14 protein-coding genes are annotated in these 13,896 nt (G+C 32.4%); 3 read left to right on the top strand and 11 right to left on the bottom strand.

Annotation, left to right across the window (positions count from 1 at the left end):
- Nucleotides 1–19: 19 nt before the first annotated feature.
- On the top strand, nt 20–364 hold the full coding sequence (locus tag AR685_RS14530; protein WP_047445294.1) for a phosphomannose isomerase type II C-terminal cupin domain: 345 nt from the start codon (nt 20–22) through the stop codon (nt 362–364).
- A gap of 34 nt (nt 365–398) precedes the next feature.
- Here AR685_RS14530 and AR685_RS14525 read toward each other — a convergent pair whose 3' ends face one another.
- Complete coding sequence (locus tag AR685_RS14525; RefSeq protein WP_047445117.1) at nt 399–1,262, bottom strand: glycosyltransferase family 2 protein; 864 nt, start codon at nt 1,260–1,262, stop codon at nt 399–401.
- 17 nt (nt 1,263–1,279) lie between these two features.
- Nucleotides 1,280–2,467: a glycosyltransferase gene (locus tag AR685_RS14520; RefSeq protein ID WP_047445115.1), complete on the bottom strand. Its 1,188-nt coding sequence runs from the start codon at nt 2,465–2,467 to the stop codon at nt 1,280–1,282.
- Nucleotides 2,468–2,652: 185 nt separating this feature from the next.
- Between AR685_RS14520 and AR685_RS14515 the strand changes: the two genes are divergently transcribed.
- Nucleotides 2,653–4,695 carry a glycosyltransferase gene (locus tag AR685_RS14515; RefSeq protein WP_047445113.1) on the top strand — a complete coding sequence of 681 codons (2,043 nt, stop codon included), beginning with the start codon at nt 2,653–2,655 and terminating at the stop codon, nt 4,693–4,695.
- On the opposite strand, the gene AR685_RS14510 is transcribed toward AR685_RS14515, so the two are convergent.
- The 4 genes from AR685_RS14510 to AR685_RS14495 are packed head-to-tail and all read right to left on the bottom strand — an operon-like array spanning nt 4,677 to nt 8,402.
- Nucleotides 4,677–5,519 carry a glycosyltransferase gene (locus tag AR685_RS14510; RefSeq protein ID WP_047445112.1) on the bottom strand — a complete coding sequence of 281 codons (843 nt, stop codon included), beginning with the start codon at nt 5,517–5,519 and terminating at the stop codon, nt 4,677–4,679. The genes AR685_RS14515 and AR685_RS14510 overlap by 19 nt on opposite strands.
- Before the next feature lie 3 nt (nt 5,520–5,522).
- Nucleotides 5,523–6,494, bottom strand: coding sequence for a hypothetical protein (locus tag AR685_RS14505; RefSeq protein ID WP_047445110.1), 972 nt, complete (start codon nt 6,492–6,494; stop codon nt 5,523–5,525).
- 2 nt (nt 6,495–6,496) lie between these two features.
- The gene (locus tag AR685_RS14500; protein ID WP_059124985.1) at nt 6,497–7,426 is read right to left on the bottom strand and encodes a glycosyltransferase family 2 protein; all 930 of its coding nucleotides are present in this window, start codon (nt 7,424–7,426) and stop codon (nt 6,497–6,499) included.
- A 1-nt stretch (nt 7,427) separates the two neighbouring features.
- Entirely contained in the window at nt 7,428–8,402 is a 975-nt protein-coding gene (locus AR685_RS14495; protein ID WP_059124984.1) for a hypothetical protein, read from the bottom strand.
- A 60-nt stretch (nt 8,403–8,462) separates the two neighbouring features.
- Between AR685_RS14495 and AR685_RS14490 the strand changes: the two genes are divergently transcribed.
- Nucleotides 8,463–9,542 carry a glycosyltransferase family 4 protein gene (locus tag AR685_RS14490; RefSeq protein WP_059124983.1) on the top strand — a complete coding sequence of 360 codons (1,080 nt, stop codon included), beginning with the start codon at nt 8,463–8,465 and terminating at the stop codon, nt 9,540–9,542.
- On the opposite strand, the gene AR685_RS14485 is transcribed toward AR685_RS14490, so the two are convergent.
- The 5 genes from AR685_RS14485 to AR685_RS14465 form a co-directional block, all read right to left on the bottom strand.
- Nucleotides 9,539–10,279 carry a polysaccharide deacetylase family protein gene (locus tag AR685_RS14485; protein ID WP_059124982.1) on the bottom strand — a complete coding sequence of 247 codons (741 nt, stop codon included), beginning with the start codon at nt 10,277–10,279 and terminating at the stop codon, nt 9,539–9,541. The genes AR685_RS14490 and AR685_RS14485 overlap by 4 nt on opposite strands.
- A complete protein-coding gene (locus AR685_RS14480) occupies nt 10,273–11,040 on the bottom strand; it encodes a glycosyltransferase family 2 protein (RefSeq protein WP_047445104.1) in 768 nt (255 codons plus the stop codon). The genes AR685_RS14485 and AR685_RS14480 overlap by 7 nt, the downstream gene beginning before the upstream one ends.
- 68 nt (nt 11,041–11,108) lie before the next feature.
- Nucleotides 11,109–11,879, bottom strand: a complete 771-nt coding sequence (locus tag AR685_RS14475) for a glycosyltransferase family 2 protein (RefSeq protein WP_228376446.1) — start codon at nt 11,877–11,879, stop codon at nt 11,109–11,111.
- A 117-nt stretch (nt 11,880–11,996) separates the two neighbouring features.
- Complete coding sequence (gene rocD, locus AR685_RS14470; RefSeq protein ID WP_047445100.1) at nt 11,997–13,247, bottom strand: ornithine--oxo-acid transaminase; 1,251 nt, start codon at nt 13,245–13,247, stop codon at nt 11,997–11,999.
- A 96-nt stretch (nt 13,248–13,343) separates the two neighbouring features.
- Nucleotides 13,344–13,868, bottom strand: coding sequence for a hypothetical protein (locus tag AR685_RS14465; protein WP_052187960.1), 525 nt, complete (start codon nt 13,866–13,868; stop codon nt 13,344–13,346).
- Nucleotides 13,869–13,896 lie beyond the last annotated feature (28 nt).

The following is a 13,896-nucleotide window of genomic DNA, read 5'->3' as shown; positions in this document are numbered from 1 at the left end:
AATTTTGAATCCAAAAAATATGTTAGAAATTGGCGAAAGACCTTGGGGGAAATATTACGTACTGGCAGACGAACCCAATTATAAACTGAAAAGAATTGAAGTAAATCCGGGACAAAAACTGTCATACCAATACCACCACAAAAGACAGGAACAATGGACGATTATCGAAGGTGATGCCACTATTGTTTTGGATGACAAAGAAATAAAACTTTCTTATGGAGAAAGTATTTTCATTCCTTTGGGAGCCAAACACAGAATCATGAATTTATCTGAAAAGCCTGTTGTTTTCATTGAAGTACAGACAGGTACATACTTTGGAGAAGATGATATCGTGAGATTGGATGATGAATATGATAGAAGCTGATTGATATATTATAAAAGTTAATAATTAACGCACCTTATATCTTTGAATATAAACCATCTAAGATACCCTTCAGATAGGCTTTTGCTAAAGAAAAATCTTTTCTTTTAAAAGATTCTTTAGCAAGCCTCCATCGTTCTTTTTTAACAAACCGGGTATTTCCATCATAAAGTCTGCAGAGCCAAAAACGATTCCTTGTCATATAATATTCATAGAAACTACCCTTGTCACTATATGTATTGAAAGCAGAAACAGAAGTGTTGACGGATAATTTCCAATTGGTTTTTCTTTTAATTCTTAGACACCACTCCGATTCTTCATAGTACATAAAGAACTTTTCGTTCATTAATCCTACTTCATCTAAAAGTTCTTTTCTAAACATCAATACACTGCCGTCTACGTAATCAATTTTATCGTTATAAGTTGGCATTTGTACCTCAAAATGACTTGTGTTGAAATTGGTGTGTCCGCCCATAAATCCTTTCTCTGGATATAGTAACCCGCCATCTGAATAAATTGTATTGCTATTGTTTCGGTAACATATTCGAGGACCAATAACACCAATTTCAGGTTTGTGTTCCAGGTCTTTGTATAAAATTTCGATGGTAGCAAGATCAAGATCAATATCAGGATTTAGAAGTAGGAAATATTTTTTCTTGTCCGCAATCGCTTGCTTGATCGCTAAATTATTGCCGTATGCATATCCTCCATTTTTTTCGCTAATAATATAATTAACTTTTTTTTGGATAGCAAAATTCATGATTTTATCTTTATCTCGAGAATCATTATCAACAATATAAATGGATGTTTCAGGGCAGTTTTGCTCTAATAATTTGTTGACTTCTCTTGATGTATCATCAAAAGAGTTGTAATTTAAAATTATAATTGCTAAATCTTTCATGGTAATTTAGAAGCAGTTTATGAGTGATTGGTTTTTTTTAAAATCAATGAAGAATCAAGTGTCTTTTCCCATAATTCGATTGATTTTTTTTCTGAAAAATTATTCTTGAAAAAATGCATGGCTTCCTGTTTTTGTTTCTCGTAATCTGATGAATTGTTTAAAAGATTTGTGATAATATCTGCAAATATCTTTTCATCATCAGAAGTCCGACAACCATTTTGGGTCTTTTGTGTAAAACCGTCTGTTGCTTTCTCTGTACCTACAACAGGTAGACCAAAAGAGAGCGCTTCAACGACTTTAATTTTTATGCCGGTACCTCTCAACATCGGACAGATGGCTATCTTGCTTTGATGATAGTAACTTTCCAAATTTTCAGCAAAAACATATTTTTCAATATTATCTTTTTCAGGAATATGGCTGCATACTCTTCCAATAATACATATTTTAATTTCGCTAGGCAGATAAGGCAGAACTTTGTCGATAAACCAATTGATAGCTTCGATATTAAAAGGATTGTCTGAGCCCACAAATAAGAGGTCATATTTTTTTTCTGAATCTTTATCTTTGAAATTTTCCGGAAAACTTGGGGGAATATTAATAACTTTCTCTCCAAGGAAATTTTTGAAAAGAGAATATTCAGCATCTGAAATAGTAATCACTCTATCATAAAAAGACAGGTTTTTAATCTCCTCACCAAATCTCGAACCCAAGAGGTCAATGTTTTTATGGTTGTAAAATTCATTCAACGTCATCCAATCGTGTGTGTCAATAATAATTTTTGCGCCGTTTAGTTCTGTATCTCTAACCAGATCAGTCCAAAATTCATAGTTAATGATAACATAGTCATATTTTTTCTTCTGAAAAATTAAATTGAATTGGTCCTGCAAATATTTTGTAAGGAGTGTATTGCTTTTATTTTTTTTTGCAAATTTTTTCAAAGCTTTGTACTTCCAGTAAATGAAATTGAGTTTGTTTTTTGGAGGCTTAGTTTTTAAAATAAAAACTTCATCGATAATATTTTTATCAATCGTCTCCTCAGAATCTCCGAAGCTAATATAGTAATCCTCCACTCCTGCCAAATCTATATTCAGGCCCAATGATTTCAATTGTTTTAGATTTGTGTATGCACGAGAAACATTTCCGGCGCGTTTTGCAAATGGGTTTTCAGGAAAGAAAAAAAGCAAATTCTTATTTGAGAATTTCATTAATGATAAATTGTTTTTAATGGGTAAGCTAGATTAATTGGCTCTTAAAATAGAATGAATAATCTCTGTAAATATACCAATATCAAATAAATTATCTGTTTTACTGTGCATTTTTGTTCATCCTAATTTACAATAAATGCTTAATTTCGTTCTCTTAATGCTGAGGCTAAATAATAAATTGAAAAATGGGAATTAAAAGATTTTTTAAAAATAAAATTAAGGATTACAATTTTATCCGAAATAAAAGAAAACTTTCGGTAAATCACTTTGATTTAGATTTTTTTAAAAGTCGTCCGTTTAACTTCACCAGTGATTCTGATCCGCTAATTTCCATAATTATTATAGTTGATCAAAAGGTAAAAGATACGCTCAACTGTCTGTATACAATAGCGCAAGGTGATGAGGAGGTTTCTAAAGAAATTATTCTTGTCAATAAAAATCCATCAGAAGATCTTTCAGTTTATTTAAAAAATGCTAAAGGATTGACAATCATCAATGCTAGTTTGGATCTAATTAAAGATGTAAATAAAGCGATCACACTTGCTGCTGGAAAATATATTTGTCTTCTTGATCAGGAAACTGAGGTGCAGAAGAATTTTCTTTCGAGCCTCTTAGAGGTTTTTAAAGCTAAAGAAAATGTAGGTGCTGTCGGTTCCAAAATAGTAGATAAAGACAGCAACATTGATCATGCAGGATATCGTATTTCGAAAGATTCTCAATTTGTTCCTGTAGGAAAAAGATTTTCAATCGATACTCCAGAATTTAACTTTTTGAGAAAAGTTGATTTTTGTGTAGGTAGTTTATTATTCAGCAGGTTGGATAAAAATGGGGAAATTAATCTGCTTGATGAGAAACTATCAGATGTACATTCTGCACAAGCTGATTTTTGCCTGAGAGTCAAGTTGGAAAGAGATTTAGATGTTTTTTATCAGCCCTTTTCTGAAGTTGTACGTTTGGGAGATAGTGACTATAGTGAAATTTTTTCGGGTGAAGATCAAGTGCGATTGACTGAGAAATATATTTCCAATTATAAAAATATTGGAATTTCAAAAAATCTAGAAATTTATATTGGCAATAACTTTAAAAAACCGAGTTTTCTTTTTTTAGAAGAGAATATGCCTAAACCAGATCAGGATTCAGGATCGAGACGATTTTTTGAAATCTTGAAAATTCTTCAGAGAAATAACCATCACTTGATTTTAGCTGTTAAACATTATGATGAAAGTACAGATCGCATATATGTTGATTTTTTCAGGGGATTTGGAGTGCAGGTCTGTGTGGATTATGTGAGTTCTCAGAACAAAATCAAAAAAGTCGCAGATCAGGTCATAGAAGCAATCAAAACAGTACATGTCATCTGGATTTTCAGGCCTTTAGGGTTTGATTATTGGTATGACCTGATCAGAGATAAAGTAGAGGGTAAAAAAATTGTTTATGATATGGTTGACCTTCATTATCTGAGAATGGAAAGGGAAAATAGTTTCATCGAGGTTTCTAAAAACCGTGAAAAGGAGATCGCCCTTTTTAAAGACAAAGAATACGCCGGGATGCATAGAGCTGATGCGGTAATTTCCATCAGTGATGAAGAAAAAAAGATTGTTTCTGCCAATGGAATAGAATACAATAAAATCTTTACGGTAAGTAATATTCATAAACCTGTGGAATCAGCAACTGTAAGTTTTTCAGACCGGAAAGGGTTGCTTTTTATCGGAGGGTACAATCATTTGCCAAACATCGATGCGGTAAAGTTTTTGTTTAATGAAATAATGCCGAAAGTTTGGGAAAAAGATCCATCAATACAAATATTTATCGTAGGTCCCGATTTCCCGGAAGATTTAAAATTAAAATATCATTCAGATCGGTTTGTAATACTTGGTTTTCAGGAAAGCGTTGATTTTTGGTTTGAAAATTCCAGAGTTTTTGTTGCTCCCCTTCGTTATGGTGCAGGGGTAAAAGGAAAGATTGGCCAGGCTTTAGAATATAAACTGCCTGTGATTACCACTTCAATTGGTGCTGAAGGAATGGGATTGGAAGATCAGAAAACCGCATTGATTTCAGATGAAAATTCTGAAAGTTTTGCACATAAAATTCTTGAGCTTTATCATAATGAAAATCTTTGGAAGAATCTTCATTTAAACAGTACGTTACCATTGTCTAAATTTTCAATAGAAGCTCAGGAGGAAAATATAAAAAAAATGCTTAATTATTTTTATGATGAACGCTTGTAAATTTTAGCATACTTTTTGGGCTTAAAAAGTTGATAGATCAGCTTTCTGTACCATTCATTATAATATTTTGCTTTGTATTTTTTATTCTCTCTAATCAGGCTCATGATCGTGTGAAAATCAAGCCCGTTTTGTTTATAAAAATTATAGTGTTTTTTATAGATTTCAAAAAAATTATCAGACAATCTGGAACTGTTGTCAATACTGGTATTGGTGAGGGAATCAGTTGTATTTCTTATTCGGTAAAAAAACAAGAACTCATCGATTTTATATACAGTAATTCCTTTTGCAATAAGCGAAATCCAAAAATCCCAGTCTTCATAATAATTTAACTGAGTATCGAAACCACCCACCTTTTCAAAATCTTCTCTATAGATGAGTGCTGTAATCGGAATACAGTTTTCAATTAAAAAATCAACTGTATTAAACGGTGTCAACAGCCATTCTTTGTTCGTTTTTTCGAAAAACTTTCCTTTGGTATAGCAAACCCTCACCTCAGTTTTGCTCTGAAGGATATGAATGGTTTTCTCTAAAAAAGTTTTTTCGATAAGATCATCACAGTCCAGGAAAAGAATATATTTTCCGGTTGCGTATTTTGCACCGTGATTTCGGGCAGAAGATTGACCGGAATTGCTCTGATGTATAATTTTTAAATTGTAAAACCTTGTATTTTCCTCAATAGAGTTTAAAACTGTTTTGTCCGAGCCGTCATTGACGATAATGATTTCGAAATTCTGATAGCTTTGCGAGTAAACGCTTTCCAAAGTTTCAAAGATGTAGTCTTCACCTTTGTAATAAGGAATTATGATTGAGATTTTTTCATTCATATTTTAAGAAATAAGAGTTTCAAACCAGGTTTTAAAACTGTATTTATTTTTAATGGAAGGGTCAATTTTATGATAAGGAATTTCTATGAAATTTTTAAGCTGATCATCCTGATCCTCATTGATGATAAAGATATTTTCTTTTTTATAAAAATCGTAATTTTTTATATCAGAATTGTCGGTAATGATTTTTTTTTCGTACTTCAGTGCTTCGAAAAACCTGAAGGATAGGCCGTTATGTTCTCTAAGTTTAAGATCCAGCAACGCTTTAGATTCTACTACATTTTTTATGTTGGTTTCATAAGAAACAAACTGATTGATAAAATTTACAGAACCTTCGGCAGCCCTTTTCTCCCAGGTAAATAAAAGTATTTTCTGCGTCAGCTGATTTCGCGTAAAAGTTTCTGCGATTTTTTTTAAAGTTGAAAACCTTTCTTTTACATAAGTTCCTAAATAATAAATGTCATTTTTGAGCTCTGCGAGAACTTCATTTTTGTCGAAATCAAAAAAGAAATTGGTTAGAAAAAAAATATTCTTTTCTTCATCAACATCTTCTTTATCAAAAACATAAAATTGATCAAAAAAGACTATCTTAGAATAAATTTCAGGAGTTCTACTGAGACCGTCCCAATGATTTCCAACGAGTTTTTTAGTTTTAGTCTTTATAATTTGTAGAAAATTTTCTGAAAAAAAATCTGTATTCATCACGATAATAACGTCATGTTGAGACAGATTTTGAGCTTTCTGTATCAGTGTATTTTCAATAAATTCCATACGTAGATTTTCTTTAAATCTCTTATCTTTTAGAAATACTTTTCTGAATAAATTATTTAATTTTTGTAAGATATTTTTATATCTAAATTTTTCCTCAGAGTAAAAAATGAAATTTACATCATTATAACCCAAATAATCCAGATTTTTTTTCATCAAATCAGGGATTTCGGCATAGTTATGCATGATGACAAGAACTCTTTTCATATTCAGTAGAGATATTTAAAAAAGAGAAAAAACAGCATATTCTCAGATTTCACTTTCTTTTCAAGATTTATTTTTTCTTCTCTCACAGATTGTAAAACTCTTTCTACATTTTTGTCGCTGTTGTTTCGAACGTAATTTTCAAATTTATTGATCTTGTCCCTTATCGACCTAAAGCGCATTTTAACGTCTCTGAAATTTTTCAAAGGGCGCTGTAAATCATACTTGCGAATAATTTCCTGTTTCCCGGCTTCATCCTTTGTGAAAAAGATACCGCCAACTTGCTGATTTGTATGGTAGCGGTAACTAAAAAGTTTTTCATTAATAAAAGCAAATTCATCATTTTCGGCCGCAACAATGGCAATCCACTCATCATGATGAAAGCTTTCGATGTCCGGAAATGGTAGGGTTTGTTGCGCAAAAGACTTTTTAACAGCCATTGCAGCCCCAGTTGCATAATTTCCTAATAAAGTAAATATTTTAAAATGATTGATTTTGTTTTGTTGTTCTAGAAACTGCGGAGCATCCCAAACAGTGTAATGGTCAAGTTTTAAATGATTATCATCAATCACAAAGCCATTTGAACAAATCACCTGTAATTTTTCATTATTCTGAAAGTGTTGAATGTAAACTTCCACCTTATTTCTCTCCCAGACATCATCTTGATCGCTTAGAAAAATAATTTCACCTGTGCATAGTGAAATTGCCTTCTCAAAGTTTTTTACACTTCTCAAATTTTTTTCGTTGATGTGTATTTTAAAAGTATCTGGAAATTTAGCAGAATATTCTGATAAAATACGTTGTGTCTGATCGGTAGAGCGATCATCACAAACAATGATTTCATCTACATTTACAGTCTGATCAATGATTGAATCAAGCTGTTGTTTCAGAAACTTTTCACCGTTATACGTGCAGAGGGCTACAGAGATTTTCATACTATTTCAGTTTAAAAACAGTTGTTACCCAATGATCTAAAGTGTATTTGTCATAAATCTCTTCAGAAAGTTTTTTATAAGGCTTTTCAAAAAAAGATTTTTCAATATTGCTGAAATCTTTGTTTAAAATCAAAATATTTTCCGGGTCAAAAAAATCATAGTTTCTGATGTTTTGGTTATCCGTAATAATCTTTTTTTCAAGTGCCATCGCTTCAAATATACGGAAGCTAAGTCCGGTCTGATTAGCACGCATCAAATCTAAAATCACTTTTGTGTTTTTATATAATGTGGGTAACGACTGCTGAGGTATGTTTTTTCTTCTGAATTTAAATATATTAATGTGTTTTTTGTCAAAAATCTGGGTGAGCTGATTTTTCCAGCTTTTCTTTCCGGCGATGATGACTTCAAATTTTAATTTTAAAAGTTGAATGCGTTCCACTAAAATACTGAGACTTGTCAATCTGTTTTTATCGTAAGAAGTGATGTAGAAGAGGTCTAAATTAGGATTTTGGTTTTCTGACGGAGAATAGTTCAGGTAATTGTAATTCGTGATTTTCTCAAAACCATAATTTTTCACGTCTTCATGATCAAAAGAGAAAACGGTGTCAAAATAGTGGAGGATATGTTCTGCTGGGTTTCTAGCCATGCTGTCATATAAATAAGCGATATTCCGGTCTGTAGATTTTCGGATTTCTTCGTGTACTATTTCTTCTATAGACTCAGGATTAATCACCAAAATCTGATCTTGTTTTCCTATTTTTCTCAGTGATTCTATGATGAAATTCTGCCTTTTTTCGTGCTTTAAATTTTTCCCTAAAAAAACTTTGCTCATCGCGTTCTTAATCCTCGCTCCAAAATTTTTGTGGGTGAAAGCTCCAATATTGATATGGTAGGCTTCTATACCTTTTTCTTTCAGTTCTCTGACGATATGCTCATCATAATGCCAAAAATCAAAACTGATTAAACAAATTTTCATATAACAAAAGTAAAGATTTTAAACTTAAATTTCTAATTTTGGGCAAAAGCCCCGTGATTAATGAAAAAGAATATCCTCATCGATGTAGAACGCTTAAAATATCCCAGATCAGGGATTGCCAATGTATGTGTCTCTCTAATTAGGGGATTAGACGAAAAATTATGCCATTTTAACTATACCTTGTACGGTCCGAAAAAAAATATTCCTGCTACAAAATCAAAATTTGCAGTGATTGATTGGAAATTTTGGCAGAAAAAAATACAGGTTAATAGCTCATCTTTTTCATTGATCCATGTGACGCATCAGCTTTCTGATTATTTCCATATTACGAAAGGCAGACAGAAAAAAGTAGTTACATTGCATGATCTCAATTTTTTACATGATAACAGTTCAGAAAGTAAAATAAATAAAAGTAAAAAACTCGTTCAGAAAAACATTGGAAACGCCGACGCTATTGTTTGTATCTCAGAATTTGTAAAAAGAGATTTTTTAAAGAATAGACATCTTTTCAGTTTAAAATCTGATGTAAACATTGAAGTTATTTACAATGGATTGGTTTTTCCTGAAGACAAAAAATTCACCTCCACACAAAATTATGAGTTTATCAACAGTAAATTTATTCTGAATATTGGTGTTCTTTTTCCAAAGAAGAATCAGGAGGTTTTATTGGATCTAATTTCAGAAAATGACCGCGAACTGGTTTTAATTACGTCATCGGCAAAATCAGAATACAAAGAAAAATTTATGACGAAAATTAAAAATTTAGGACTAGAAAGACGTGTACATATTTTGGAGAATATTGAAAATAATGAGAAATATTTTCTATTGCAAAATTGCGAATCTTACTGTCATCCGTCATTTGCAGAAGGCTTTGGTATTCCACCGGTTGAGGCCATGTATTTTGGGAAACCTGTTTTCTTAAGTAAACTGACCAGCCTTCCGGAAATTGGTGGTGATCTGGCTTTTTATTTTGATGATTTTTCTGCGAAGTCTATGAGTGTAGTTTATGAAAAAGGTATTGAAGATTTCAATTCGGATGCTGAAAATTATTCGAAAAAATTAAAAAGCCGAGCAGAAGAATTTGATTACAAAAATATGGCTGCGTCTTATGAGAAGTTATATGAACGTTTTTTGGTTTAAAGTTTCGTTTTACCAAAGATCAGCTTCCATTTGAAAGCCTTCAAAGTGTCACCATATTTGATGTCAATCCGGCTGACTTCAAATTTGTTTTTAAAAGGATAAGGATTGATTTTATTTCCAATTCTCATGGCAGAGGTAATTCCAATTCTTTCTAGCATCAGGAAAAATTCCTTTTTCTTGTGTTTTTCTTTTGGAAATTTCCCGTAAGGATAGGCAAGCACTTTTGTAAATCTGATTTGGTTTTGCTCTAAAATCTGGATGTTTTTCAACAGATCTTCTTCGGCTTCTTTAAGAGATAACTCAGAAAAGTTACGGTGGGAGTGACTGTGCAAGGCGATTTCTACTAAATCAGAATTCAGACTTTTAATCTCGTCAAAATTCATATAAACTCTACTTTCTCCATCTGTAAGATTCTGAATAAATTCTGTAGGAATAAAAATGGTCGCTTTTAATTGATGTTTTTCAAGCAACGGCATCAGATATTCGAAGTTATTGTGATAGCCATCGTCGAAGGTCAGAATAATTTTATTGTCCAAAAATTTGCTGGCTTCTAAATCTTTAAAGAAAACTGTCTGAAAATTATTCTTGATGTACTTAAGTTGCTCATCTAAATTTTCAGAAGTGACAACTAAATCATTTTTAAAACTGATTTTTTCGGGTAACACCTGATGGTACATCAGAATTCTGACCCTGCCTTTGTTAGAAAAACCGAGAATTCTTTTGATAAAGCTTAGCATTCTTTATGACCGAATTTATGAATTTCGTGAAGTTTCTTATATTTTAAAAAGGTATAAAATGCTGCTGTTGTCGCCGCATAATATCCTACGAGACCATCCAGAAAACCCAATCTCAAAAAATAAGATTTAATAAACTGATACAAAGGTTTGAATATAATTTTCAAAACGCTTGATTTTTTCCCGTTTTTGTACATTTTCTCAGCCATCATAGAAGTGTATTTGTTAGATTTTTCGATGTGGTGATAAATGTCTTTGTAAGTATAGTGGTTAATTTTCCCGGCTAGTTTACCTTTTTTTTCTGAGCTTATAAATTCTTCGTGCACAATATCTTCAGAATATTTCCCAAAACCTTTTCTGAAAAGTCTCTCTCGTTTGATATTTCCCCAACCACCATACTTCAGGGTTTCCCCCAGAAATATATTGTTAAATTCGATGTCGTACACATTAAACTCAGGCTGATCTTCAGAGATTATTTTTCTGATCGATTTTTTAGCTTCATCATCTAAAACTTCATCAGAATCAAGAAATAAAATCCATTCAGACTGGCATTGTTCGATGGCAAAATTTTTCTGTTTTCCAAAACCTAAAAATCTTTGCGTAATAAATTTTACATTAGGAAATTGAGCGCATATCTCTTCGGTACAGTCTTTAGAAAAACTGTCGACAATGATAATTTCATCGGCTAAATCGTGAATGGCATTCAACGTTTTTCCGATAATTCTGTCCTCATTAAAGGTGATAATTGCTACAGAAAGCTTCATAAATTATGACTTACTGCTGCAAAAATACAGTTTATTTTTAGAAATGGAGGGGTCTTGAAAAATAATCGCTATGCATATTCTTCCTTCAAAAACTCATAGGTTTTAAATGAGCTTAAAGCGCTTAAATAGGATAGCGTGAAACCTTTTCTCCCATCTAGAATTCCTAGTTTAAGAAAGTACATTTTAAAGAAATTAAAGCAGCACTTTGACAGTTGCTTGAAAAGCTGATAAGGAATCTGTCTCTCATAAAGGTCGCGGGCTTTCAGCTTTGAATAATGAATCACTTTTTTGTAATATGCATCATAAGAATCAAATGAAAAATGTAGAAGGTAATTTTGAAGTGTTCCGGGGTTTCCTACATTGCTTAAGCCTTCATGCACACGTTTGCTCTCGTCATAATGCGCTACTTCTCTTTTAAAAAGCCGAATGTTTTTGTCATTCTGAGTTCCGGAAAAATTGACCTGCTGCCCCATAAAAAAGAATTTTCTTTTGAAAAAATAAGCCTTTCTTGTGACTGGTTTTTTGATTTCGCTTAGAATTTCAGCTTTCAGTTCGGGGGTTACTCTTTCATCTGCATCTAAAAATAAAATCCATTCATTTTTCGCATACGAGATGCATTTGTTTCTCTGTTGGGTAAAATCCTCAAATTTGTTTTGATAAATTTTTACTGCCGGAAATTTGGTTTTAATAATTTCAAGAGTTTTGTCTGTGCTAAAAGAATCTAACACAATAATTTCATCAGCAAATTCAACTGATTGTAGAGCGTCTTCAATGTTTTTTTCCTCATTAAATACTATCAGCAGTGCGCTTATCGTCGGTTCCTTCATAACTTCCTTCATTGTTAAGGTAGTTAGATAAATGCCCGAGCTAAAAGTTAAACAGTCGTTTGTTGGATTTTGTGGGTGAAAAAATAACACCCTGATTTAGAGTGTTATTAATTTTTTATTTTATCTGTATTATTTCTTGTATTCCAAAACTGTTTTCTCAATAATCTTCACACAATCCAACAATTGTTCTTCCGTAATTACCAATGGAGGTGCCAATCTGATGATATTTCCGTGAGTTGGTTTTGCTAGAAGACCGTTTTCTTTTAACTGTAAACAAAGATTCCATGCTGTTGAACTTTCGGGAGTGTCGTTGATTAAAATAGCGTTTAATAATCCTTTTCCTCTCACTTTCGTAATGAGCTCAGATTTTTCGATTACTTTTTCAATTTCAGCTCTGAATAATTGACCTAATTCTTCAGCTCTTTCTGATAAATTTTCATCAGCAACAACGTCTAAAGCAGCAATCGCAACTGCACAGGCGATAGGGTTTCCTCCAAAAGTAGAACCGTGCTGTCCAGGTTTAATCACATTCATTATTTCATCATTCGCCAAGACTGCAGAAACAGGATACATTCCTCCAGAAAGGGCTTTTCCTAAAATTAAAATATCAGGCTGTACGTTCTCGTGATGACATGCAATTAATTTTCCTGTTCTTGCAATGCCGGTCTGAACTTCATCTGCAATAAACAAAACATTGTGTTTTTTACAAAGTTCTGAAGCATTTTTAAGGAAGTTATCATCCGGAACATAAACTCCAGCTTCTCCCTGAATAGGCTCAACTAAGAATGCTGCAATATTTTGGGCATCATTTTTTAAAACTTCTTCTAAAGCTGCAAGGTCATTGTATGGAATTTTTACAAATCCCGGTGTAAATGGACCGTAATTTTTATTAGCATCAGGATCGTTTGAGAAAGATACAATGGTTGTCGTTCTACCGTGGAAGTTATTTTCACAAACAACAATTTTTGCTGCGTTTTCTGAAATCCCTTTAACTTCATAACTCCATTTTCTAGCTAATTTCACTGCAGTTTCCACGGCTTCAGCGCCCGAATTCATCGGTAAAACTTTATCAAAACCAAAAAGAGTAGTGATTTTTTTCTCGTATTCTCCCAAACCTGAGTTGTAAAATGCTCTTGAAGTTAAAGCCAATTTTTTAGCCTGATTAACCAAAGCTTCTACAATTTTAGGGTGCGAATGTCCTTGATTTACAGCTGAGTAAGCTGAAAGGAAATCATAGTATTTTTTACCTTCAACATCCCACACAAACACGCCTTCACCTTTGTCTAACACCACAGGAAGTGGATGATAATTGTGCGCGCCATGTTTTTCTTCAAGTTCGATAAAATATTGTGAATTTTTAGTTTGTTCTGCTGTTGACATATTCTTTTTGCTTTTTTACAAATTTAAGGATTTATTTCTAAGCAGATAAATTGAATCAGATGATCATCACTTGCATCAAAAACTTTTTCACGTCAATTAAAAAATTGGTTTTTCTAAATTTCCAAACACATCGGTAGAATGAGAACAGTCTAAATAAATGTTGCAATTGGGCATTTTTTCTTTTAAAATAAAAGCTTTCTCCTCCAGATTGTCTTCTGTTTCTTCTGACGAAACAAAAACTTCTTTGAGATTTTTATTGTTTAGACTTTCGTATAAATCTGTCAGAGTGATTGCTGTATTGGTGAGATTTAATTTTTCTAAATCTTGCATTTGATTGAAATATAGAATGCAGGATTTTGTGAGGTAGCGGTTTTTTCTTAGCAATAGATTTTTCAGTTCTTTAAAACCGGCCATGTACTGTACAGCTTTGTCGGTTATCAGGGAATCTTTAAGGTAAATTTCATTGATACTTTCAACCCTCAAACTCAAGTAATAAAAAAAATCATCATCATAATCTGAATCGGCGGATTTTAAAATTCCCCAATGCAGAGGAATTTCGTTAACCTTTTCAATCCGATAATTTCTTTGCCAGAATTTTTTTTCTTCTTTAGAGAGTCTCATTTGGTTTCTGGATTATAGAGCAGTCAAT

It is taken from the genome of Chryseobacterium sp. JAH, assembly GCF_001507335.1.
In the GTDB taxonomy this organism is placed as follows: Bacteria; Bacteroidota; Bacteroidia; order Flavobacteriales; family Weeksellaceae; genus Chryseobacterium.
Note: the sequence above shows the minus strand (reverse complement) of the source record. Positions and strands in the feature narration are given on the sequence as shown.

Bases quoted from the DNA above. Each gene is read 5' to 3' on its own strand.
- AR685_RS14530 (WP_047445294.1), top strand. From the start codon at position 20: ATGTTAGAAATTGGCGAAAGACCTTGGGGGAAATATTACGTACTGGCA.
- AR685_RS14525 (WP_047445117.1), bottom strand. From the start codon at position 1,262: ATGAAAGATTTAGCAATTATAATTTTAAATTACAACTCTTTTGATGAT.
- AR685_RS14520 (WP_047445115.1), bottom strand. From the start codon at position 2,467: ATGAAATTCTCAAATAAGAATTTGCTTTTTTTCTTTCCTGAAAACCCA.
- AR685_RS14515 (WP_047445113.1), top strand. From the start codon at position 2,653: ATGGGAATTAAAAGATTTTTTAAAAATAAAATTAAGGATTACAATTTT.
- AR685_RS14510 (WP_047445112.1), bottom strand. From the start codon at position 5,519: ATGAATGAAAAAATCTCAATCATAATTCCTTATTACAAAGGTGAAGAC.
- AR685_RS14505 (WP_047445110.1), bottom strand. From the start codon at position 6,494: ATGAAAAGAGTTCTTGTCATCATGCATAACTATGCCGAAATCCCTGAT.
- AR685_RS14500 (WP_059124985.1), bottom strand. From the start codon at position 7,426: ATGAAAATCTCTGTAGCCCTCTGCACGTATAACGGTGAAAAGTTTCTG.
- AR685_RS14495 (WP_059124984.1), bottom strand. From the start codon at position 8,402: ATGAAAATTTGTTTAATCAGTTTTGATTTTTGGCATTATGATGAGCAT.
- AR685_RS14490 (WP_059124983.1), top strand. From the start codon at position 8,463: ATGAAAAAGAATATCCTCATCGATGTAGAACGCTTAAAATATCCCAGA.
- AR685_RS14485 (WP_059124982.1), bottom strand. From the start codon at position 10,279: ATGCTAAGCTTTATCAAAAGAATTCTCGGTTTTTCTAACAAAGGCAGG.
- AR685_RS14480 (WP_047445104.1), bottom strand. From the start codon at position 11,040: ATGAAGCTTTCTGTAGCAATTATCACCTTTAATGAGGACAGAATTATC.
- AR685_RS14475 (WP_228376446.1), bottom strand. From the start codon at position 11,879: ATGAAGGAAGTTATGAAGGAACCGACGATAAGCGCACTGCTGATAGTA.
- rocD (WP_047445100.1), bottom strand. From the start codon at position 13,247: ATGTCAACAGCAGAACAAACTAAAAATTCACAATATTTTATCGAACTT.
- AR685_RS14465 (WP_052187960.1), bottom strand. From the start codon at position 13,868: ATGAGACTCTCTAAAGAAGAAAAAAAATTCTGGCAAAGAAATTATCGG.